At 71.1% G+C, this 20,875-nt stretch carries 22 protein-coding genes and 1 riboswitch; of the genes, 15 read left to right on the top strand and 7 right to left on the bottom strand.

Features of this window, described 5'->3' with window-relative positions; genetic code table 11:
- Positions 1-96 precede the first annotated feature (96 nt).
- The 4 genes from sodN (at position 97) to ACWC94_RS10930 (ending at position 2,429) form a co-directional block, all read left to right on the top strand.
- Complete coding sequence (gene sodN / locus ACWC94_RS10945; RefSeq protein WP_014674929.1) at positions 97-492, top strand: superoxide dismutase, Ni; 396 nt, start codon at positions 97-99, stop codon at positions 490-492.
- Between the two features lie 241 nt (positions 493-733).
- Positions 734-1,132, top strand: a complete 399-nt coding sequence (locus tag ACWC94_RS10940; protein ID WP_450796196.1) for a helix-turn-helix transcriptional regulator — start codon at positions 734-736, stop codon at positions 1,130-1,132.
- Between the two features lie 40 nt (positions 1,133-1,172).
- Positions 1,173-1,589, top strand: a complete 417-nt coding sequence (locus tag ACWC94_RS10935; protein WP_023546852.1) for a VOC family protein — start codon at positions 1,173-1,175, stop codon at positions 1,587-1,589.
- Positions 1,590-1,664: 75 nt separating this feature from the next.
- Entirely contained in the window at positions 1,665-2,429 is a 765-nt protein-coding gene (locus ACWC94_RS10930; RefSeq protein WP_450796195.1) for a VOC family protein, read from the top strand.
- Between the two features lie 283 nt (positions 2,430-2,712).
- Here ACWC94_RS10930 and ACWC94_RS10925 read toward each other — a convergent pair whose 3' ends face one another.
- From ACWC94_RS10925 to ACWC94_RS10915, 3 genes are all read right to left on the bottom strand, one after another.
- Positions 2,713-3,045 carry a DUF952 domain-containing protein gene (locus ACWC94_RS10925; protein WP_450796194.1) on the bottom strand — a complete coding sequence of 111 codons (333 nt, stop codon included), beginning with the start codon at positions 3,043-3,045 and terminating at the stop codon, positions 2,713-2,715.
- Between the two features lie 183 nt (positions 3,046-3,228).
- Positions 3,229-4,368 carry a family 2 encapsulin nanocompartment cargo protein polyprenyl transferase gene (locus tag ACWC94_RS10920; protein ID WP_450796193.1) on the bottom strand — a complete coding sequence of 380 codons (1,140 nt, stop codon included), beginning with the start codon at positions 4,366-4,368 and terminating at the stop codon, positions 3,229-3,231.
- A gap of 112 nt (positions 4,369-4,480) precedes the next feature.
- Entirely contained in the window at positions 4,481-5,887 is a 1,407-nt protein-coding gene (locus ACWC94_RS10915) for a family 2B encapsulin nanocompartment shell protein (protein ID WP_450796192.1), read from the bottom strand.
- Between the two features lie 219 nt (positions 5,888-6,106).
- Between ACWC94_RS10915 and ACWC94_RS10910 the strand changes: the two genes are divergently transcribed.
- Both ACWC94_RS10910 and ACWC94_RS10905 read left to right on the top strand, forming a co-directional pair.
- Positions 6,107-6,724 carry an N-acetylmuramoyl-L-alanine amidase gene (locus ACWC94_RS10910; RefSeq protein WP_450796191.1) on the top strand — a complete coding sequence of 206 codons (618 nt, stop codon included), beginning with the start codon at positions 6,107-6,109 and terminating at the stop codon, positions 6,722-6,724.
- A gap of 237 nt (positions 6,725-6,961) precedes the next feature.
- A complete protein-coding gene (locus ACWC94_RS10905) occupies positions 6,962-7,885 on the top strand; it encodes a 1-aminocyclopropane-1-carboxylate deaminase/D-cysteine desulfhydrase (RefSeq protein WP_450796190.1) in 924 nt (307 codons plus the stop codon).
- Here ACWC94_RS10905 and ACWC94_RS10900 read toward each other — a convergent pair.
- Positions 7,882-9,477, bottom strand: a complete 1,596-nt coding sequence (locus ACWC94_RS10900; protein ID WP_450796189.1) for a Na+/H+ antiporter — start codon at positions 9,475-9,477, stop codon at positions 7,882-7,884. The two genes, ACWC94_RS10905 and ACWC94_RS10900, sit on opposite strands and share 4 nt — an antisense overlap.
- Positions 9,478-9,538: 61 nt before the next feature.
- On the opposite strand from ACWC94_RS10900, the gene ACWC94_RS10895 reads away from it, so the two are divergent.
- The 3 genes from ACWC94_RS10895 to ACWC94_RS10885 all read left to right on the top strand — a co-directional run bounded on the left by ACWC94_RS10895 (position 9,539) and on the right by ACWC94_RS10885 (position 11,635).
- Positions 9,539-9,799, top strand: a complete 261-nt coding sequence (locus tag ACWC94_RS10895; protein ID WP_450796188.1) for a UBP-type zinc finger domain-containing protein — start codon at positions 9,539-9,541, stop codon at positions 9,797-9,799.
- A gap of 310 nt (positions 9,800-10,109) precedes the next feature.
- Positions 10,110-10,526 carry an ATP-binding protein gene (locus ACWC94_RS10890; RefSeq protein WP_031163342.1) on the top strand — a complete coding sequence of 139 codons (417 nt, stop codon included), beginning with the start codon at positions 10,110-10,112 and terminating at the stop codon, positions 10,524-10,526.
- Positions 10,527-10,543: 17 nt separating this feature from the next.
- Positions 10,544-11,635: an RNA polymerase sigma factor SigF gene (locus tag ACWC94_RS10885; protein ID WP_450796187.1), complete on the top strand. Its 1,092-nt coding sequence runs from the start codon at positions 10,544-10,546 to the stop codon at positions 11,633-11,635.
- A gap of 36 nt (positions 11,636-11,671) precedes the next feature.
- On the opposite strand, the gene ACWC94_RS10880 is transcribed toward ACWC94_RS10885, so the two are convergent.
- Entirely contained in the window at positions 11,672-12,118 is a 447-nt protein-coding gene (locus tag ACWC94_RS10880; RefSeq protein ID WP_450796186.1) for a hypothetical protein, read from the bottom strand.
- A gap of 221 nt (positions 12,119-12,339) precedes the next feature.
- Between ACWC94_RS10880 and ACWC94_RS10875 the strand changes: the two genes are divergently transcribed.
- Together ACWC94_RS10875 and ACWC94_RS10870 are read left to right on the top strand one after the other, a co-directional pair.
- Positions 12,340-13,308, top strand: coding sequence for a diacylglycerol/lipid kinase family protein (locus ACWC94_RS10875; RefSeq protein WP_450796185.1), 969 nt, complete (start codon positions 12,340-12,342; stop codon positions 13,306-13,308).
- A 331-nt stretch (positions 13,309-13,639) separates the two neighbouring features.
- Positions 13,640-13,897, top strand: a complete 258-nt coding sequence (locus ACWC94_RS10870) for a WhiB family transcriptional regulator (protein ID WP_003992873.1) — start codon at positions 13,640-13,642, stop codon at positions 13,895-13,897.
- 219 nt (positions 13,898-14,116) lie between these two features.
- Here ACWC94_RS10870 and ACWC94_RS10865 read toward each other — a convergent pair whose 3' ends face one another.
- Together ACWC94_RS10865 and ACWC94_RS10860 are read right to left on the bottom strand one after the other, a co-directional pair.
- Positions 14,117-15,592: a sensor histidine kinase gene (locus tag ACWC94_RS10865; protein WP_450796184.1), complete on the bottom strand. Its 1,476-nt coding sequence runs from the start codon at positions 15,590-15,592 to the stop codon at positions 14,117-14,119.
- A 330-nt stretch (positions 15,593-15,922) separates the two neighbouring features.
- The gene (locus tag ACWC94_RS10860; protein ID WP_450796183.1) at positions 15,923-16,561 is read right to left on the bottom strand and encodes a TetR/AcrR family transcriptional regulator; all 639 of its coding nucleotides are present in this window, start codon (positions 16,559-16,561) and stop codon (positions 15,923-15,925) included.
- Between the two features lie 127 nt (positions 16,562-16,688).
- Here ACWC94_RS10860 and nagB point away from each other — a divergent pair, with 127 nt between their 5' ends.
- The 4 genes from nagB (at position 16,689) to mctP (ending at position 20,434) form a co-directional block, all read left to right on the top strand.
- Complete coding sequence (gene nagB, locus ACWC94_RS10855; protein WP_450796182.1) at positions 16,689-17,474, top strand: glucosamine-6-phosphate deaminase; 786 nt, start codon at positions 16,689-16,691, stop codon at positions 17,472-17,474.
- Positions 17,475-17,650: 176 nt separating this feature from the next.
- Positions 17,651-18,415, top strand: coding sequence for a GntR family transcriptional regulator (locus tag ACWC94_RS10850; RefSeq protein ID WP_450796181.1), 765 nt, complete (start codon positions 17,651-17,653; stop codon positions 18,413-18,415).
- A gap of 133 nt (positions 18,416-18,548) precedes the next feature.
- Entirely contained in the window at positions 18,549-18,809 is a 261-nt protein-coding gene (locus ACWC94_RS10845) for a DUF3311 domain-containing protein (protein WP_450796180.1), read from the top strand.
- Positions 18,806-20,434 (top strand): monocarboxylate uptake permease MctP, encoded by a 1,629-nt coding sequence (gene mctP / locus ACWC94_RS10840; RefSeq protein WP_450796179.1) that lies wholly within the window; start codon positions 18,806-18,808, stop codon positions 20,432-20,434. The genes ACWC94_RS10845 and mctP overlap by 4 nt, the downstream gene beginning before the upstream one ends.
- 200 nt (positions 20,435-20,634) lie before the next feature.
- Positions 20,635-20,774, top strand: a riboswitch (cobalamin riboswitch).
- The last annotated feature ends 101 nt before the right edge of the window (positions 20,775-20,875 follow it).

The raw sequence follows: 20,875 nt of genomic DNA, 5'->3' as shown, positions 1-20,875 counted from the left end.
GACTTTTGTCCTAAGCCCTAGGGGGCACCCGAGAAATCGCCTTCTGCAGGGAGTAATGTCGCACCTGAGAAGACGATCACGAGGAAGGAATGCTCCATGCTTTCCCGCCTGTTTGCCCCCAAGGTCAAGGTCAGCGCCCACTGCGACCTGCCCTGCGGCGTGTACGACCCGGCCCAGGCCCGCATCGAGGCGGAGTCGGTGAAGGCCGTCCAGGAGAAGATGGCCGGTAACGACGACCCCCACTTCCAGGCACGCGCCACCGTCATCAAGGAGCAGCGCGCGGAGCTCGCGAAGCACCACGTCTCCGTGCTCTGGAGCGACTACTTCAAGGCCCCGCACTTCGAGAAGTACCCGGAGCTGCACCAGCTGGTCAACGACACCCTGAAGGCCCTCTCGGCCGCCAAGGCGTCCACCGACCCGGCGACGGGCCAGAAGGCGCTGGACTACATCGCCCAGATCGACAAGATCTTCTGGGAGACCAAGAAGGCCTGAGGTCTTCTGTCCTGCTTGCACAGGGGCCCGGCCGGTCGTTCCGGCCGGGCCCCTGTGCTGCCTGTACGCGGACAGCTCCAGCTTGTCCGCAGTGTGCTCGTCCCTCAGCGACGGCAGACGAGGATGCCGCCCAGGCCCGGTACGAGGCCATGTGTGCGATGACGGGCTCCGGATCGTGAACCGTGATGGTGCCGGGCAGCTCGATCGTCTCGGTGTCAGTGCCCTGTGCCAAGCTGTCGGCGTGACCCTGGAGGACCTCAGACAGCTGCGGCGGGTGCGCGACCGCATGGACCGCGAGTACGCCGAGCCGCTCGACATGACCGAGCTGGCCCGTGGCGCCCACATGTCGCCGGGCCACTTCCAGCGCAGCTTCCGCAAGGCCTTCGGCGAGACGCCGTACAGCTATCTGATGACCCGCAGGATCGAGCGGGCCAAGGCGCTGCTGCGCCGCGGCGACCTCACCGTGACCGAGGTGTGCCTCGCCGTGGGGTGTACGTCGCTCGGCTCCTTCAGCTCCCGCTTCACCGAGCTGGTCGGCGAGACCCCGAGCGCCTATCGGGCCCGTGACCACGAGGAGAGCGCGGTGATCCCGTCCTGCGTGGCCCGTACGTTCACCCGCCCGCGCCGCCGGCCCTGGTGACACGCGCGCGCCCGGGTCCGGATGGGCCTAGCGTGAGCCCATGGACGTGAAACTCAAGCAGTGCTTCATCGCGGTGGACGACCATGACAAGGCCCTCGCCTTCTACCGTGACGTGCTCGGCCTGGAGGTCCGCAACGACGTGGGCTTCGAAGGCATGCGGTGGGTGACGCTGGGCTCGCCGCTCCAGCCGGACGTCGAGATCGTGCTGGAGCCGCCCGGCGCGAACCCGGACGCCTCCCCCGCCGACCGGCAGGCGATGGCCGAACTGCTCGCCAAGGGCATGCTGCGGGGTGTCATCTTCACGACCGAGGACTGCGACGCGCTGTACGAGCGGGTGCGGGAGTCCGGCGCCGATGTGCTCCAGGAACCCACGGACCAGCCGTACGGGGTGCGCGACTGCGCCTTCCGGGACCCGGCGGGCAACCAGTTGCGCTTCCTCCAGCGGCCCGCGGAGTGACCTACCGGGAGCCTGAAGTGCCACGCACGTGAAATACGCCGGGCCGCCGAGGAGTTGGCGCCTACACTCCCCGGCATGGTCATTCGCTGGACGTACGCCTTCGTCGACCGGCCCGCCGCCCGGCTGCCCGAGGCCCGCGCCTTCTGGACCGCCGTCACCGGCACCCGGCCGTCCGAACCCCGCGGCGATCAGCGGGAGTTCCTGACCCTGCTGCCCGGGGACGCCGACGGCGCGGACGCCTGCGTGAAGCTCCAGGGCGTCACCGAGGGCCACGGCGGCGCCCACCTCGACCTCTGCGTCGATGACGTACGGGAGTGGACGGGGACAGCCCGTGAACTCGGCGCGGGGCTGGTGGCGGACCACGACGGCTGGGCCGTACTGCGCTCCCCGGCGGGGCAGCTGTTCTGTGCCGTGCCCTGGCACGGGGAGTCGGTGCGGCCCCCGGTGGTGGCGGGCAGCCGGCTCGACCAGGTGTGCCTCGGCATCCCGCCGTCGGTGTACGCCACCGAGTCCGCCTTCTGGGCCCGGCTCACCGGCTGGGAACGGCAGACCGGTTCACGACCGGAGTTCGAGGTGCTGAAGCCGCCGCCGGGCCTGCCCGTCCGGATCCTCCTGCAGCGGCTCGACGAGGAGCGGCCCGCCTCCGCCCATCTCGACCTCGCGTGCACGGACGTCGCCGGCGTCCGCGCCCGGCACGAGGAGAACGGGGCGGTCCGGGTGGGCGGGGGGCCGCACTGGACGGTGATGCGCGACCCGGCGGGCGGCACCTACTGCCTGACCGGCCGGGACCCGGGGACCGGCGGACTGCCCGGCGCCGGCCGGCCCCCGGTGGACGCGTAGAGGCACAGGACCGCGGTGGTGCCGGAGGGCGCCGGACGCGGCGAGCACGCGTCCCCGCCGCCGTCCTGCTCGCCGCGGTCGTCACCGCCCGCCGGCCGGGCCCGCACGCCCGCACGGCCCGGCGGGGGCGTCGGGCCGTTCCCGTTCTGCCAGACGTACGGTCCCCCGGGCCGGGCGTCCTCCTGGAGCACGAGCGTGAGTGCTCCCCCCACGGCCACGATGACCGCCCAGCCCGTCACCGCCCACCGCCACCGGCGCCGGCGGCGGGCACCCCCCTCGACGGTCACCCCCAGGACTCCACGTCCACCACGGCGCCGGCCGGCACCGGCCCGTACACGTGCGGGAACTCCTCCCCGCCCGGCTCCACGGCCTCGTACTTCACCGGCACGCCGACCAGGGCCGGGTCCACGACCAGCACGACCAGCTCGTCCGGCCCGTCGTAGTCGCCGTAGAGGAACGCGGCGATACGCGGGAGCTGCTCGCGGGTGGAGAAGTGGATGAAGCCCTCGTCCTGGAGGGTGCGGCCACGGGTGGACACCTCATAGGAGCCGCGCTCGCGCGCCGTCTCCCAGAGGGAGCGTTCGGTGATGTGGAAGATCCGGGGCAGTTTCGGCATGCGCCCACGGTACGGCGCCGCCGACGGGCTCAGCGGTGCTTACCCGCGAGCGCGAACGGCGGGCCCCGCACACCGTGGGGATGTGCGGGACCACCCGGCCGGAGTCCCGGGGCCCGTGCGAGGTCAGGAGTCGCAGGGGCCCGGGACTCCGGGGCTTCTCCCGGCCGCCGGTGCCGGCGGCGCTCAGCTGCTGCGCCGGGTCACGAACTCGGCGAGCGCCAGCAGACCGTCGGCCGCCTCGGGGGCGGGGACCGCGCGGGACAGCTCCTGCACGGCACGGGCCATCCGGTCGGCCGCCTCGGCCTGCGCCCAGTCCCGGCCGCCCGCCCGTTCCACGGCCAGGGCCGTGCGCGCGATGCCCTCGGCGTCACCGGAGACGTACGGCGCGCCGTACAGCTCGGCCAGTTCGGCCGCTGCCTCGGTACCGGTCGACAGGGCCGCGACGACGGGCAGCGACTTCTTGCGGGCCGCGAGATCCGCGCCGGCCGGCTTGCCGGTGCGCCGGGGGTCACCCCATATGCCGATGACGTCGTCGATCAGCTGGAAGGCGAGCCCCGCCTGGCGGCCGAAGCCGTCCAGCGCCGCCACGTCCTCGTCGTCGGCACCCGCGTACAGCGCGCCGAGGGCACAGGCGCAGCCCAGCAGCGCGCCCGTCTTGGCCTCGGCCATGGTGAGCACCTCGTCGAGGGTGACCTCGTCCGGGGCGCGGCGCTCCAGGTCCGTGTCGGTGTGCTGGCCGGCGCACAGTTCCAGGACACAGTCGGCGAGCCGGGCCGCGGCCGAGCCCGAGGCCGGGTGCGGGTCCTCGGCGAGCAGCCGCAGGGCCAGCGCCTGGAGGGCGTCACCCGCGAGTATGGCGTCGGCGTCGCCGAACACCGTCCAGGCCGTGGGCCGGTGCCGGCGGGAGGTGTCCCGGTCCATCACGTCGTCGTGCAACAACGTGAAGTTGTGCACCAGTTCGACCGCCACCGCCGCCCGCACCGCCCCCGTACGGGCCGCCGGGCCGCCGAGTGCGGCGGCTGCCGCCAGGACGAGCGCGGGCCGTATGGCCTTGCCGGCCTCGCCGGTTGCCGGGGTGCCGTCCGCGTGCTGCCAGCCGAAGTGGTAGAGCGCGATCCGGCGGATGGAGCCGGGCAGCGACTCCAGGGCCGCGCGCAGCTCGGGGTCGACGACGGCCCGGGTGCGCTCCAGCAGGACCGCCGCCTCCTGCCCCTCGAGCGGACCGCCGTCGGCGTCGCCGGTCCTCCCTCGCCGTTCCCCCGCCGTACCGGGGTGCGGCACGGCGGGGGAACGCTGTTCGGTCTCCGTCATGAACTCGGCCATGTCTCCCCCTCGCCGCGTCCGCGGACGCCGGCGTCGCCGGCCCGGCCGGACGCATGTTCCGAGGGTCTACCCGCCGCCGCGGGCGGGGACACGGCCGCGAAGTGCGGAAACGTCACCTCCAGCGGCCGATCTCGACGTTCTCCAGCACGCCGAGCGCGTCGGGCACCAGCACGGCGGCCGAGTAGTAGGCCGTCACGAGGTACTTGATGATGGCCTGTTCGTTGATGCCCATGAAGCGGACCGACAGGCTCGGCTCGATCTCGTCCGGGATGCCCGACTGCCTCAGGCCGATGACGCCCTGGTCCGCCTCGCCGGTACGCATCGCGATGATCGAGGTCGTGCGCTCCGGGGTGACCGGGATCTTGTTGCACGGGTAGATCGGCACCCCGCGCCAGGTGGGGATGCGGTTGCCGCCGATCTCGACGGTCTCCGGGACCAGTCCCCGCTTGTTCAGCTCACGTCCGAACGCGGCGATCGCGCGCGGGTGGGCCAGGAACAGCTTGGTGCTGCGCCGGCGGCTGAGCAGCTCGTCCATGTCGTCCGGGCTGGGCACGCCGTCGTGCGGCTGGATCCGCTGGTCGTACTCGCAGTTGGTGAGCAGGCCGAAGTCGCGGTTGTTGATCAGCTCGTGCTCCTGGCGCTCCTTGAGCGCCTCGACCGTGAGCCGCAGCTGCTGCTCGGTCTGGTTCATCGGCTGGTTGTACAGGTCGGCCACGCGGGAGTGGATGCGCAGCACGGTCTGGGCGATGCTCAGTTCGTACTCGCGCGGCCGTGCCTCGTAGTCCACGAAGGTGTGCGGGATGTCGGGCTCGCCGGAGTGACCGGCCGCCAGCTCGACCTCCTTCTCGCCGTACTTGTTGGTCCGCTGTTCCGGGACGGAGCGCAGCTGCTCCACGTGGGCCCGCAGGGTGTCGGAGCGCTCGGCGATCTGCTGGAAGTCCTGGCGGCTGAGGATCAGCACCGTGGTCGCGGTGTCCGCGCGGACGGTGTACTCCCAGATGGCGTCCGGGTCCAGCAGCGCCTGCTCACCGAAGTAGGCGCCGTCGGCGAGGACTCCGAGGACGGCGTCGTCGCCGTAGGGGCCGGTGCCGATCTTCTCGACCCTGCCGTGCGCCAGCAGGTACACCTCGCCCGTCTGGTTGCCGAAGTCGGCGATCACCTCACCGGGCGCGAAGTCGCGCTGACGGCAGCGCCGGGCCAGTTCCGTCAGCACCTCCTCGTCCTCGTAGGAGCGCAGGGCCGGCAGCTCGCCGAGCTCGGCCGGGATGACCTCGACCTGGTCCCCGGTCTTGACGAAGGTGATGCGGCCGTCGCCGACGGAGTACGTCAGCCGCCTGTTGACGCGGTACGTGCCGCCCTGGACGTCGACCCACGGGAGCGTGCGCAGCAGCCAGCGGGAGCTGATCTCCTGCATCTGCGGAACGGACTTGGTGGTGGTGGCCAGGTTCCGCGCGGCCGCCGTCCCGAGGGACTGCTGCGGCTTGCTCTGATCCGTGCGGACCTCTTCGCCTACCGACATAGAGAATTGCCTCCCAGGTATGCCCGGTGCCGAATCGCACGGGCACCGGTCTCGGGACCGAGCCTTTCATCACCGTCCGTCGCCGTGCCATTACCCAAAAGAGCGGGAATGGATCATCGGATTACTGGGCACGAAGAGTGATCACGTCGTGGTCCGGGACGTCCGGATTCGGTAGCGTCCGGCGGCCGGACCGGACCGGCACGGAACGAAGGAGGCGGCATGGCCCCACCCATGTCGGCGAGCGGGTTTCTGGACGCCCTGCGAGCGGAGGGCGTCACCGTCGTCGAGGTCGGCGACTGGCGGAACCACAACCGCAACCACAAGGGCCCGTGGGGGCCCGTCCACGGTGTGATGATCCACCACACGGTGACCCGCGGCAGCGCGCACACGGTGCAGATGTGCAAGGACGGCCGTCCGGCGCTGCCGGGCCCGCTGTGCCACGGCGTGATCACCAAGGACGGCAGCGTGCACCTGGTCGGCTACGGCCGCGCCAACCACGCCGGCCTGGGCGACGACGACGTGCTGCGCGCGGTGGTCGCCGAGGAGGGGCTGCCGCCGGACAACGAGGCGAACACCGACGGCAATCGGCACTTCTACGGCTTCGAGTGCGAGAACCTGGGCGACGGGGAGGATCCCTGGCCGCAGGTCCAGCTGGACGCGATCACCCGGGCGGCGGCCGCGGTGTGCCGGCGGCACGGGTGGACCGAGAGTTCGGTGATCGGCCACTTGGAGTGGCAGCCGGGGAAGGTGGATCCGAGGGGGTTCGGGATGGAGTGGCTGCGGGAGCGGGTGGCTGAGCGGCTGACGGGAGAGCACCGTCGGGGTGGCGCCCTCTAGGTGGCACCGTCCGGGGGCGCCGTGGAGGTGGCACCGTCCGGAGGGGCGCCATCGGGCTCGCGGGCCATTGCCGGGTGCGGCTGCGTCGTCACCGTTCGCGCCCACGCGGCGGAGCCGCGCACGGCCCGGCCCCGCGCCCTCGGGGAGCTGCGGTGCCGTCGCATTCGTCGGTACCGGGCCGGTGCCGGCGGGCGGCCCCCGCACCCGCCCGGCCCCCGCACCGGCGACAATGAAGCCGTGACCAGCAACGGCCCGCTCGCTCCCCGCCTCCCCTCCCCCCTTGAAGAAGTACGGGACGACAGGTTCGAGCGGCACGGTCTGCGGCTGCTCCTGAAACGCGACGACCTGATCCACCCCGACCTCATCGGCAACAAGTGGCGCAAGCTCGTGCCGAACATCGAGGCGGCCGAGGGCCGCCCCCTGGTCACCTTCGGCGGTGCCTACTCCAACCACCTGCGCGCCACCGCCGCCGCGGGCCGCCTCCTCGGCCTGCCGACCACCGGCGTGGTCCGCGGCGAGGAGCTGGCCGGCCGCCCGCTCAACCCCTCGCTGGCCCGGTGCGCGGCGGACGGCATGCGACTTCACTTCGTCGACAGGTCGACGTACCGGCGCAAGACCGAGCCGGAGACCCTGGCCGCGATCCTGCGCGCGGCCGGCGCCGAGGAGGCGTACGTCGTGCCCGAGGGCGGCAGCAACAGCGCGGCCGTGCACGGCTGCCGGGCCCTCGGCGAGGAACTGCGCGGGTACGCCGACGTCGTCGCGGTCGCCTGCGGCACCGGCGGCACCCTCGCGGGCCTCGCCGCCGGGCTGACGGCCGGGCAGCGCACGCTCGGCATACCGGTCCTCAAGGGCGGTTTCCTGGAAGGCGACGTACAGAGCCTGCAGGAACGTGCCTTCGGGTCCCGTACTGGCTCCTGGACCCTCGACGAGCGTTTCCACTTCGGCGGTTACGCCCGCACGACACCCGAACTGCAGGCCTTCGCGGAGGACTTCGAGCGCCGTCACGGACTGCCCGTCGAACCTCTCTATGTCGCCAAGTCGCTCTACGGACTTGTCACCCTGGCCCGGGAGGGTGCCTTCGCGCGCGGGACGACGATCGCGGCCGTCGTCACCGGGCGGCCGTTCCCGGAGGGCCAGGGGGTTTCGTCCGGATCAGCCTAGGCCGCCTCCCGGTAGGCCGCCGCCTCCTCCAGGTCCAGGCGTCTGAGCAGCGCGCGCAGCATCTCGTCGTCGATGTAGCGGTGGTCCCGCAGCTTGACGAAGACCTCCCGTTCGGCGCTGATCATCTCGCGGGACAGCCGGCGGTAGGTGTCGTCCACGGTCTCGCCGGTGACCGGGTTGGTCTGGCCGAGGCGCTCCCAGACCGCGTTGCGGCGGCGCTCCAGGACGGTGCGCAGACGGTCGGCGAGCGGCGGGGGCAGGGCGTTGCGCTCGTCGGAGAGAAGGTCGTCCAGGCGGCTCTCGGCGGCCCGGGAGGCCTGCGCCTGGGCGTTGGCCTCGGCGAGCGTCTCGGCCTGCCGGTCGCGGCCGGGGAACCGCATCAGGCGGATCAGCGGCGCGAGGGTCAGACCCTGGACCACGAGGGTGCCGATGACGGTGGTGAAGGTCAGGAAGAGGATCAGGTTCCGCTGCGGGAAGGGGGCGCCGCCGTGCACCGTGAGCGGGATCGAGAACGCGATGGCCAGGGACACCACACCGCGCATGGCGGCCCACCCGGTCACGACCGGCCCCCGCCAGGTGGGGTTGTCCTCGCGCTCCCTGATGCGGCGGAAGAGCCGGCGGGGCAGGAAGGTCGCCGGAAACACCCAGACGAAGCGGGCGGCGACGACCACGAGGAAGACCACGCCCGCGTACCAGGCCGCGTCGGCGCCCTGGTACGCGCCCAGCCCCTTCAGGACGGTCGGCAGTTGCAGGCCGATCAGCGCGAACACCGCCGATTCCAGCACGAAGGCGACCATCCGCCACACCGCGTCCTCCTGGAGCCGGGTGGCGAAGTCGACCTCCCACGCGCGGTGCCCGAGATAGACCGCGACCACCACGACCGCGAGGACTCCGGAGCCGTGGAACTGCTCGGCCACGCCGTAGGCGACGAACGGGATCAGCAGGGAGAGGGTGTTCTGCAGCAGCGCCTCCTTCAGGCGGGTGCGCAGCCAGTGGATCGGCACCATCAGCACCAGTCCGACGACGACACCGCCGACGGCGGCCCGCAGGAACTCGCCGATGCCGCCCGCCCAGGTGGCACCCTCGCCGACGGCCGCGGCGAGGGCCACCTTGTACGCGGTGATCGCGGTGGCGTCGTTGAGCAGGGACTCGCCCTGCAGGATGGTGGTGATCCGGGACGGCAGCCCGACCCGGCGTGCGATCGCCGCGGCGGCGACCGCGTCCGTCGGCGCGACCACCGCGCCCAGCACCAGCGCGGCGGGCAGCGGCAGCCCCGGAACGACGAGGTAGGCGACCCAGCCGACGGCGAAGGTCGCGAAGAGCACGTACCCGATCGACAGCAGCCCCACGGGCCGCATCTGGGCGCGCAGATCGAGGTACGAGCTCTCGGTGCCCTCCTTGTACAGCAGCGGGGGCAGCACCAGGGGCAGGACGATCTCCGGGTCCAGCGTGTAGTGCGGGACCCCGGGGGCGTACGACACCACCAGGCCGACGGCGACCAGCAGCAGCGGGGCCGGCAGGGGGGTGCGCCGGGCGGCCCCCGCGACCGCCGCACTGCCCGCGACCAGCAACAGCAGCGGCATCACGTCCATGATCCTCGCCCACCCTCGTTTTCCGCGCGGCCACCCGCACACCCGTCGTAATCTGGCAATCATGAAACAGTGCACGCACGCCGACGCGCTGCCGCACCCGGAGCCGGATCCGCTCGACGCCACCTGCCCTGAGTGCCTGCGGGACGGCACGCACCCCGTCCAGCTGCGGCTGTGTCTCAGCTGCGGACACGTCGGCTGTTGCGACTCCTCGCCGGGCAGGCACGCCACGCAGCACCACGAGACGTCCGGTCACCCGGTCATGCGGTCCTTCGAGCCGGGCGAGGAATGGCGGTGGTGCTTCGTGGACCATGTACTGGTCTGAGCACGCCGTCTCGTGATCACATTCCCGCCTGACCGCGTTCTCGTGTGACACTGCATGCGGCGGCGACCGCACGACGGTTCGAGCGTGTGACGTCTGGGTACGTCAACCCGGCGCGCCCTCTTCCCATTTGGGCCCGCAAACCCTCTAGACACGGAGCGTATGCACAGCTTTACTGTGAGTGACGCCAGGGGGGTTGGGGTCCCGGGACAGGAACGTTCGGAGCGCGATAGCGTCACCGCGGAACCACGTACGCGTTACCCCGGGGGGCGACCCTCGGCCCCGTAAAGCTTGTACCACCATGGAGGTGAGGGTGTCCCAGATCGCAGGCGAGCCCACGGCGAATCAGGACTTCGTGGAAGTCCGGCTGCCGGCTGCGGGTGCCTACCTGTCGGTGCTGCGGACGGCCACGGCCGGTCTCGCGGCCCGCTTGGACTTCACCCTGGACGAGATCGAGGATCTGCGCATCGCCGTGGACGAGGCCTGCGCGATCCTGCTCCAACAGGCCGTGCCCGGCTCCGTACTCAGCTGTGTCTTCCGGCTCGTCGACGACTCGCTGGAGGTCACGGTCGCGGCGCCGACCACGGACGGTCACGCCCCCTCGCGTGACACCTTCGCCTGGACCGTGCTGTCGGCCCTCGCGGGCAAGGTCTCGTCCGCCGTCGACGAGGACAAGACCGTGTCGATCAGCCTCTACAAACAGCGCGGCGCGGGTCCCGGGCCGGCGTGAGGAACGGGGACGGTCCGGTGCGGGACGAAGAGCGCGGCACACGGGAGCTGCCGACCGGGGACGGGGGTGCCCCCCGGTCGAGGACGGCCGAGACGTCCGGGGAGGGCCCCCGGGACGGTTCCCGGCGCATGGCGGACGGCATCGACGGCATCCCCGAGCAGGCCAGACCGCACCCGGAGGACGACTCCGCGCGGGCCGGCGGTGACGGTTCCGTTGAGGGCGCGCCCGCGGTGGAACCCCGTGCGGCGGCCAGGGCTCGGGGAAGGGCTACGGGCGGGACGATGAGCGAGCACGAGCGGTACGCCGGGGACGACGCGCTGGGCGCGGAGGCCGTGCAGGCAGCACAGCACGGCCCCCAGGACCGCAGCGGGGCGCGGGCGATGTTCGTGGAGCTGCGCACACTGAACGCGGGCAGCGCGGAGTACGCCGAGCTGCGCAATCAGCTGGTCCGTATGCACCTGCCGCTCGTGGAGCACCTCGCGCGCCGCTTCCGCAACCGCGGTGAGCCGCTGGACGACCTCACCCAGGTCGCCACCATCGGCCTGATCAAGTCCGTCGACCGGTTCGACCCGGAGCGCGGCGTGGAGTTCTCCACGTACGCCACCCCGACCGTCGTCGGCGAGATCAAGCGGCACTTCCGCGACAAGGGCTGGGCGGTCCGCGTGCCGCGCCGGCTGCAGGAGCTGCGGCTCGCGCTGACCACGGCGACGGCCGAGCTGTCCCAGCTGCACGGCCGCTCCCCCACGGTGCACGAACTGGCCGAGAAGCTCGCGATCTCCGAGGAGGAGGTCCTGGAGGGGCTGGAGTCCGCCAACGCGTACTCCACGCTGTCCCTGGACGTCCCCGACACCGACGACGAGTCCCCCGCGGTCGCCGACACCCTCGGCGCGGAGGACGAGGCGCTGGAGGGCGTGGAGTACCGGGAGTCGCTGAAGCCGCTGCTGGAGGATCTCCCGCCCCGGGAGAAGCGGATCCTGCTGCTGCGCTTCTTCGGGAACATGACCCAGTCGCAGATCGCGCAGGAGGTCGGCATCTCCCAGATGCACGTCTCCCGGCTGCTGGCCCGCACCCTGGCCCAGCTGCGGGAGAAGCTGCTCGTCGAAGAGTGATCCGCGAAGGTCGCAGAGTGATCCGCGAGGAGCGGGCTACTCGGCGCGGCCCGGTCCCTTGATGCCGAGGGCCCGGGTCGTCTCGCCGTTGACGAGCAGCACCAGCGCCGCCACGGCGACGGCCGTGAGGGCGATACCGGCCGGGACGGCCACGCTGTCGGCATGGATCAGGTTGTACGCGACCGGCAGCGCCAGGAGCTGGGTGATCACCGCGGGGCCGCGGCTCCAGCTGCGCCGCAGCAGCAGTCCGCGCGCGGCGAGCAGCGGCAGCAGCGCGAGCACCGCCAGTGTGATGCCCAGGGTCACGGCCTGCTGCCGGTCGTCCGGGGAGCCGGTGATCCCGAGCACGAGCACCCACAGCCCGCCGGCCCCGAGGGCGACGCCCTCCAGCCCGGCCAGCACGGCGGCGTAGATCAGCCGACGGGGGCGTGCCCCTGCGCCGGCTTCGGCGGTCTCCTGGGCGGGGTTCTGCTCACTGCTCACCCCAGCAGGGTAGCGGGGGGCGGTGCAAGCACCCCGAAAGGGGCGCGAGGCCGGACCGATACGCGGCTCCGCCCCGTGGGCGCGACCAGCCGCCGCGGACCGCGCCCGAAAGTCGGCCACGGCCCAGCGGCGGGTCACGTGCCCAGGCTCGCGCCCCCACCTCTTACCGGATCCCTACCTCGGTGTGGGCCCGGTACCCCCCAGTAGGTACGCTGCCCTCCATGCGTGCACTTCTCGTGGTCAATCCGGCGGCAACCACCACAAGCGCACGCAGGCGCGACGTGCTGATCCACGCGCTGGCGAGCGAGATGAAGCTGGAGGCGGTCACCACCGAGTACCGCGGCCACGCGCGCGACCTCGGCCGGCAGGCGGCGGACAGTGACGACATCGACCTCGTGGTGGCCCTCGGCGGCGACGGCACGGTCAACGAGGTCGTCAACGGCCTCCTGCACGCCGGCCCCGACCCCGAGCGCCTGCCCGGTCTCGCCGTCGTCCCCGGCGGCTCCACCAACGTCTTCGCCCGCGCCCTGGGCCTGCCCAACGACCCCGTCGAGGCCACCGGGGCCCTGCTGGACGCCCTGCGCGAGGGCGGTGAGCGGGTCGTCGGGCTCGGGCTGGCCTCGGGCACCCCCGGCACCGAGGACGAGGCGGTCCCGGACCGCTGGTTCACCTTCAACGCCGGCCTCGGTTTCGACGCGGGCGTGGTCGGCCGGGTCGAGCAGCAGCGCGAGCGCGGGAAGAAATCGACACACGCGCTCTACGTCCGTCAGGTCGTCCGGCAGTTCCTCGGCGAGCAGAACCGCCGGCACGGTTCGATCACGCTGGAGCGGCCCGGCGAGGACCCGATCGCCGATCTTGTGGTCGCCATAGTCTCGAACACGTCCCCGTGGACGTATCTCGGCAATCGCCCCATGTACACGTCGCCTAAGGCCTCGTTCGATACCGGCGTCGACGTGCTCGGTCTCAGCCGCCTGTCGACGGCCTCGGTTGCCCGGTATGGCACCCAGTTGCTCACTTCGTCCCCCGAGCGCGGCCCCCATGGCAGGCATGTGGTCTCCCTGCACGACCTGGACCGGTTCACCTTGCATTCGAAGGTGCCTCTCCCCCTGCAGATGGACGGTGACCACCTGGGGCTCCGTACGAGCGTGACGTTCACAGGCGTACGCCGTGCACTGCGTGTGATTGTGTGAGCGGAAGACGCAAAAGTCCTTTCACTCGAACGTTTAGGCCAGGATCCACCCCATGGAAGTACGGCTGTGACCTAGTCGACACCGAGGAATCAAAAAAAACTTTCCGGAAGGGGTTGTATCCGCCGCTGAGGTTTGCGAGTCTCTACGTGGCGATCGGGACGGCCCGCAACACCGGCCTCCACTGATCACCGGAACCCCTCTTCACACCAAGGACCACGCCGGGGAAGACTCGGCGGTCGGCCCTTCACTTGTTGAGGGATTCGTGAAAGCGTTCACATTCACAAGCAACCTGTACGTAATACGTACAGAGAACCTAGGAGAGGTAGCAGCCATGGACTGGCGTCACAACGCCGTTTGCCGCGAGGAAGACCCCGAGCTCTTCTTCCCCATCGGCAACACCGGTCCTGCGCTGCTGCAGATCGAGGAAGCCAAGGCCGTCTGCCGTCGCTGCCCGGTGATCGAGCAGTGTCTGCAGTGGGCGCTCGAGTCCGGTCAGGACTCCGGCGTCTGGGGTGGTCTCAGCGAGGACGAGCGCCGCGCCATGAAGCGCCGCGCCGCCCGCAACCGGGCCCGTCAGGCCTCCGCCTGACATACCCACCCCTGCTGACAGCCTGAGCTTGGCGGCGCGTGCAGCACGCACGCATCTCCCGCCCCCGAGCCGCAGCGCGCAGTATCCCCCGATGCGCTTAGCGATATAAGCAGCAACGAGCACGAGCCTCGGACCGATGACGGTCCGGGGCTTTTTGCTGCGCTCAAGCCCCTTGGGGACAAAGGGACTTGCGTTGACGTACCACTTCGCCCCGACGCGCTACTTCTGCGCCCGCACCGGAATGTCCAGGACCACCCGGGTCCCCCGCCCCGGCGCGGGAACCATGTCGAACGAACCGCCCAACTCGCCCTCCACCAGCGTTCGTACGATCTGCAGCCCCAGGTTTCCGGAGCGGTGCGGGTCGAAGTCCTCGGGCAGGCCGACACCGTCGTCCTGGACGGTGACGAGGAGGCGGGCCTCCTTCGTCGTACCGCCCCGCACCGCCGAGACCTCGACCGTGCCGGTGTCGCCCTCGCGGAAGCCGTGCTCCAGGGCGTTCTGCAGGATCTCGGTGAGGACCATCGACAGCGGGGTGGCCACCTCGGCGTCGAGTATGCCGAAGCGCCCGCTGCGCCGGCCGGTCACCTTGCCCGGCGAGATCTCCGCGACCATCGCCAGCACCCGGTCGGCGATGTCGTCGAACTCCACGCGCTCATCCAGGTTCTGAGACAGCGTCTCATGCACGATCGCGATGGAGCCGACCCGGCGGACGGCCTCCTCCAGGGCCTCCCGGCCTCGCTCGGAGTCGATGCGCCGGGCCTGCAGGCGCAGCAGCGCGGCGACCGTCTGGAGGTTGTTCTTCACCCGGTGGTGGATCTCCCGGATCGTCGCGTCCTTGGTGATCAACTCCCGTTCGCGGCGCCGCAGTTCGGTGACGTCCCGGCACAGCACCAGGGAACCGATCCGGGTGCCCTTCGGCTTGAGCGGGATCGTCCGGAACTGGATGACCCCGTCGTTGGCCTCGATCTCGAACTCGCGCGGCGCCCAGCCGCTGGCCACTTTGGCGAGCGCCTCGTCCACCGGTCCCCGGGTCGGCGCGAGTTCGGCGGTGGTCTGCCCGAGGTGCTGGCCGACCAGGTCGGCGGCGAGGCCGAGGCGGTGGTAGGCGGACAGGGCGTTCGGGGAGGCGTACTGGACGAAGCCGTCGGCGTCCAGCCGGATCAGGCCGTCGCCGACGCGCGGCGAGGCGTCCATGTCGACCTGCTGGTCGGGGAAGGGGAACGATCCTGCAGCGATCATCTGCGCGAGGTCGGAGGCGCTCTGCAGGTAGGTCAGCTCCAGCCGGCTCGGGGTGCGCACGGTCAGCAGATTGGTGTTGCGGGCGATCACGCCGAGGACGCGACCCTCACGCCGTACGGGGATGGACTCGACCCGTACGGGGACCTCTTCGCGCCACTCCGGGTCGCCCTCGCGCACGATCCGGCCCTCGTCCAGCGCCGCGTCCAGGAGGGGCCGGCGCCCGCGTGGGACGAGGTGGCCGACCATGTCGTCCTGGTAGGAGGTGGGGCCGGTGTTGGGGCGCATCTGGGCGACCGAGACGTACCGCGTGCCGTCACGGGTGGGGACCCACAGGACCAGGTCGGCGAAGGAGAGGTCGGAGAGCAGCTGCCACTCCGAGACCAGCAGATGGAGCCACTCGAGGTCGGAGTCGTCGAGGGCGGTGTGCTGGCGGACCAGTTCGTTCATGGAGGGCACGTCTGCGAGCGTACCCGCGGGCCGCGGGTGGCCGGAAAACACCCGCGGGCCGCGGCGCCTGGAAGGGACCCTCAACCCTCCCGGCACCGCAGCCCGGAGCATCATCGGCCGCGGGGTGTGCGGTCCCGTTCGGCCGAAGGTCGAGGAGCCGGGGCAGTCAGGGCAGAGAGCGCCGGTTCCTCGATCCGCCTTCCTGTGCGGGGAAGACGGAGGCTTGTGCACGTTGATGCGTTCTTGTCGATTCTGGACTAGACCACAACGGCGTGTCCATGGTCTTGTCGGCATGCACGACTGATGGCACCCGATGCCACGCAGCCTAGCCCGCCTCGGTCAGTCGCGGGGCCAGATGGCCATGGCAATTTCCGCGAGTGCCTCCAGTTCCTTCCGGCTCGCTCCGTCGCGGGCCTGCTGGGACATGCCCTGGATGACGGCGCCGGTGTGCCGGGCGAGGGCCGCGGCATCGGTGCCGGCCGGGAGGCGCCCGGCCGCGAGGTCGTCCCGGATCCGGGATTCGAGGGCGGCGATGTTCCCGTTGCGCCGCTCGCGCAGCAGGTCCTCGACCTCGGGGCTGGTGCAGTTGGTGGCGGCGTGCACGACCAGGCAGCCGTAGGGGTGCGCGGGGTCGGTGTACTCGGCGGCGGCCTCGCGCAGCGCGCGCCCGACGGCCGCGCGGGCGGTGGGCTCCTCGGCGAGGGCGCGGTCCACGAAGGCGCCGTGGGTGCCGGTGTAGACCTGGACGACCTCTTCGAACAGGGTCCGCTTGTCACCGAAGGCCGCGTACAGGCTCGGCGCCCCGATGCCCATGATCCGGGTCAGATCGGAGACCGAGGTGGCCTCGTAGCCGTGCTCCCAGAAGGCCATGAGCGCCTTCTCCAGCGCGGCGGCCCGGTCGAAGGAACGCGGCCGACCGCGTGTCCTGGCCGTGCCGACCTGCGCTTTCGCGTCCTGCCCCTGCACCATGGAGGGCATTTTATAGCGGACCCTAGAGAATCGACCCCCTCTTGCCCGCCTCCTGGGCCGGCAGAGGCCGCTTCTGTTAGATTGGTCTAAACCACATAGAGACGCCCAGAGCCCACTTCAGAACGGCAGGCCCAGCGTGGAAGTTGTCATCGTTCCGGACGCCGCGGCCGGCGGCGAGCTGATCGCCGAGGCCATGGCCCAGCTGCTGCGACGCAAGCCCGACGCCCTGCTCGGCGTGGCCACCGGCTCCACCCCGCTGCCCGTCTACCAGGCGCTGACCGCGAAGGTCCGCTCCGGCACCGCCGACACCTCCCGGGCGCGCATAGCCCAGCTCGACGAGTACGTGGGACTGCCCGCGGACCACCCCGAGTCCTACCGCTCGGTGCTGCGCCGGGAGGTGCTGGAGCCGCTCGGCATCGGCATGGACGCGTTCCTCGGACCCGACGGCACCGCCCGGGACATCCAGGCGGCGTGCGAGGCGTACGACCGCGCGCTCGCCGAGGCCGGCGGAGTGGACCTGCAGCTGCTCGGGATCGGCACCGACGGACACATCGGGTTCAACGAGCCGTGCTCCTCGCTCGCCTCGCGCACCCGGATCAAGACGCTGACCGAGCAGACCCGGGTCGACAACGCCCGCTTCTTCGACGGCGACATCGAGCAGGTCCCGCACCACGTCGTCACCCAGGGCATCGGCACCATCCTGGAGGCCCGGCACCTGGTGCTGCTGGCGGCCGGCGAGGGCAAGGCGGACGCGGTCGCCGCGACCGTCGAGGGACCGGTCGCGGCCGTCTGCCCGGCCTCCGCGCTCCAGCTCCACCCGCACGCCACGGTGGTCGTCGACGAGGCCGCCGCGTCCAAGCTCAAGCTGGCCGACTACTTTCGGCACACCTACGCGCACAAGCCGGACTGGCAGGGGATCTGAGGCATGGACTAGACCAGCCCTGGGGCAGCGGTATATAGAGGTGATCACGGAGCGTGCGGATGGACTCCCGAACACGCGAAGCCGTGCCACGATGTGAGCCGTGGCCGATGTGAGTCGGTCGGGCGTGGCCGATGCCAGTCGGTCGCTTTCGGCATCCGGAGCCGGGAAGGCAGAGCATGAGCACCGACGTCAGCAGTGCGGAGAACGAGGCCGGCACGACCGTCCGTACGGCGCGCGTGCCCAAGTACTACCGCCTGAAGAAGCACCTGCTCGACATGACGGAGACGCAGGCGCCGGGCACGCCGGTGCCGCCCGAGCGCACCCTCGCGGCCGAGTTCGACACCTCCCGCACCACCGTCCGCCAGGCCCTGCAGGAGCTGGTCGTGGAGGGCCGGCTGGAGCGCATCCAGGGCAAGGGAACCTTCGTCGCCAAGCCCAAGGTGTCCCAGGCCCTGCAGCTCACCTCCTACACCGAGGACATGCGCGCCCAGGGGCTGGAACCCACCTCGCAGCTGCTGGACATCGGCTACATCACCGCCGACGACCGGCTCGCCGGGCTCCTGGACATCACCGCCGGCGGACGGGTGCTGCGCATCGAGCGGCTGCGCATGGCCAACGGCGAGCCGATGGCCATCGAGACCACGCACCTGAGCGCCAAGCGCTTCCCGGCGCTGCGCCGCTCCCTGGTGAAGTACACGTCCCTGTACACCGCCCTCGCCGAGGTCTACGACGTCCACCTCGCCGAGGCCGAGGAGACCATCGAGACGTCGCTCGCCACCCCGCGCGAGGCGGGCCTGCTCGGGACCGACGTGGGCCTGCCGATGCTGATGCTCTCCCGCCACTCCCTGGACCACGAGGGCAGGCCGGTGGAGTGGGTGCGGTCGGTGTACCGGGGGGACCGCTACAAGTTCGTGGCGAGGCTCAAGCGCCCGGCGGAGTAGGCGGGTTGGAGGCGGGGACCTTCGCTGAATCGATATACCGACATACGGACGAGGTCTTCCGCTGTCTCGACACCGTCACCTAGATTGCCTGCGCATTACACAGGTGATCAGCGAGGGGACGGAGAGCCGTGGCATGTCCGATACACCTGAAGTGAGACCACCGGTCGTCACCCCGGTCCGGGTGATCATCGCCCTGTGTCTCGTCGCGCCCTTCGTGGCGATGCTCTGGGTCGGCTCCTACGCCAAGACGGATCCGGCCCTCATGGGGATCCCCTTCTTCTACTGGTACCAGATGCTCTGGGTACCGGTCTCCGCCGCACTCACCATGACCGCGTACAAGCTGTGGCAGCGGGACCAGCGCGCCCGCGCCCACGAGGGCGGTGAGGCGAAGTGAAGGACGGCGTCAACGGCGTCGCGCTCGGCGTCTTCGTCTTCTTCTTCCTGGCCGTCACGGTCATGGGCTTCCTCGCCGCACGCTGGCGCAGGGCCGAGAACGAACACTCCCTGGACGAATGGGGCCTGGGCGGACGGTCGTTCGGCACCTGGATCACCTGGTTCCTGCTCGGCGGCGACCTGTACACGGCGTACACCTTCGTCGCCGTACCGGCGGCGATCTACGCGGCGGGCGCGTCCGGCTTCTTCGCGGTGCCGTACACGATCCTGGTCTACCCGCTGATCTTCACCTTCCTGCCGCGCCTGTGGTCGGTCAGCCACCGCCACGGCTATGTCACGACCTCCGACTTCGTGCGCGGGCGCTTCGGCTCGAAGGGCCTGTCGCTGGCGGTGGCGCTGACCGGCATCCTGGCGACGATGCCGTACATCGCGCTCCAGCTCGTCGGCATCCAGGCGGTGCTGGACGTGATGGGCGTCGGCGGGGACAGCGGCAGCAACTGGTTCGTACGGGACCTGCCGCTGCTGATCGCCTTCGGTGTGCTCGCGGCGTACACCTACTCGTCCGGTCTGCGTGCCCCCGCCCTGATCGCCTTCGTCAAGGACGCGCTGATCTACATCGTCATCGCGGTGGCGATCATCTACATCCCGATCAAGCTGGGCGGCTTCGACGACGTCTTCGCCAAGGCGGGCCACGCGTTCAGCCAGGTCAACCCGGCCACCGGCAAGCCGCGCGGCGCGCTCGCGCCGCCGGAGGCGGGTCAGTGGACCTACGCCACCCTGGCGCTGGGTTCGGCGCTCGCGCTGTTCATGTACCCGCACTCGATCACCGCGACCCTGTCCTCCAAGAGCCGTGAGGTGATCCGCCGCAACACCACGATCCTGCCGCTGTACTCCCTGATGCTCGGTCTGCTGGCCCTGCTCGGCTTCATGGCGATCGCGGCCGGCGTCAAGGTCACCAACGGCCAGCAGGCCATCCCCCAGCTGTTCGAGGACATGTTCCCGGACTGGTTCGCGGGCGTGGCCTTCGCTGCGATCGGCATCGGCGCACTCGTACCGGCGGCCATCATGTCGATCGCGGCGGCGAACCTCTTCACCCGCAACATCTACCGGGACTTCATCAAGCCGGACGCCACGCCCAGGCAGGAGGCCCAGATATCCAAGATCGTCTCGCTGCTGGTGAAGGTCGGCGCCCTGGTCTTCGTCCTCACCATGGACAAGACGGTCGCGATCAACTTCCAGCTGCTGGGCGGCATCTGGATCCTGCAGACCTTCCCGGCCCTGGTCGGCGGCCTGTTCACCCGCTGGTTCCACCGGTGGGCGCTGCTCGCCGGCTGGGCGGTCGGCATGGTGTACGGCACGGTCGCGGCGTACGGGGTCGCCTCGCCGACCCAGAAGCACTTCGGCGGCTCGGCCAAGGAGATCCCCGGCATCGGGGAGATCGGCTACATCGGCCTGACCGCGTTCGTGCTCAACGTCGCCGTGACCGTGGTCCTCACCTTCGTCCTCAAGGCCGTCAAGGCCCCGGAGGGCGTCGACGAGACCAGCCCGGACGACTACACGGCGGACGCGGGGGACCCCGGCGTGCAGGTGGAACTGCCGCCGGCGACGGCGGGCTCCGCGCACTGACGAGACCCGGCCGGGCGCGCGGGCGGCTTGCGGGCCGCCCGTGCGCCCGGCCTTCTCGTCCCGGAAGGCGTCCCCGACGGGCGGGCGGGCGGCCCGCGACCCGACCCCCGCACCGTCACCGGGAGTTGACGCTCCGAAGCCACCACACCACACAACAGACACAACATCTGGGGCTGCCACGACAGCCCGGCACTAGATGTATGCTCATCCTCGCTGTCGCCGCAGGGGAATCCGGTGCGAATCCGGAACTGTCCCGCAACGGTGTACTTGTGCATGTCCGTTCCCCGGAACGCCGTGCCCAGGAGTCAGTCCGAGGACCTGCCGACAGCGCACCCGGCCGTCCGGCCGGTGTGCCCTGAGACGTCCGGGCCTCGCGGAGTGGGCCGGTGGACGCGACGCCGTGTGCGCTCGTGGCTGCCCCCTGCCCTCCGCAAGGCCCCC

It is taken from the genome of Streptomyces sp. NPDC001135 (assembly GCF_053598395.1).
This window is presented reverse-complemented; position numbering and strand designations above follow the sequence as displayed.

Coding starts and splice junctions, on each gene's coding strand:
- sodN (WP_014674929.1), top strand. CDS start 97: ATGCTTTCCCGCCTGTTTGCCCCCAAGGTCAAGGTCAGCGCCCACTGC.
- ACWC94_RS10935 (WP_023546852.1), top strand. CDS start 1,173: ATGGACGTGAAACTCAAGCAGTGCTTCATCGCGGTGGACGACCATGAC.
- ACWC94_RS10930 (WP_450796195.1), top strand. CDS start 1,665: ATGGTCATTCGCTGGACGTACGCCTTCGTCGACCGGCCCGCCGCCCGG.
- ACWC94_RS10925 (WP_450796194.1), bottom strand. CDS start 3,045: ATGCCGAAACTGCCCCGGATCTTCCACATCACCGAACGCTCCCTCTGG.
- ACWC94_RS10920 (WP_450796193.1), bottom strand. CDS start 4,368: ATGGCCGAGTTCATGACGGAGACCGAACAGCGTTCCCCCGCCGTGCCG.
- ACWC94_RS10915 (WP_450796192.1), bottom strand. CDS start 5,887: ATGTCGGTAGGCGAAGAGGTCCGCACGGATCAGAGCAAGCCGCAGCAG.
- ACWC94_RS10910 (WP_450796191.1), top strand. CDS start 6,107: ATGGCCCCACCCATGTCGGCGAGCGGGTTTCTGGACGCCCTGCGAGCG.
- ACWC94_RS10900 (WP_450796189.1), bottom strand. CDS start 9,477: ATGGACGTGATGCCGCTGCTGTTGCTGGTCGCGGGCAGTGCGGCGGTC.
- ACWC94_RS10895 (WP_450796188.1), top strand. CDS start 9,539: ATGAAACAGTGCACGCACGCCGACGCGCTGCCGCACCCGGAGCCGGAT.
- ACWC94_RS10875 (WP_450796185.1), top strand. CDS start 12,340: ATGCGTGCACTTCTCGTGGTCAATCCGGCGGCAACCACCACAAGCGCA.
- ACWC94_RS10870 (WP_003992873.1), top strand. CDS start 13,640: ATGGACTGGCGTCACAACGCCGTTTGCCGCGAGGAAGACCCCGAGCTC.
- ACWC94_RS10860 (WP_450796183.1), bottom strand. CDS start 16,561: ATGCCCTCCATGGTGCAGGGGCAGGACGCGAAAGCGCAGGTCGGCACG.
- ACWC94_RS10850 (WP_450796181.1), top strand. CDS start 17,651: ATGAGCACCGACGTCAGCAGTGCGGAGAACGAGGCCGGCACGACCGTC.
- ACWC94_RS10845 (WP_450796180.1), top strand. CDS start 18,549: ATGTCCGATACACCTGAAGTGAGACCACCGGTCGTCACCCCGGTCCGG.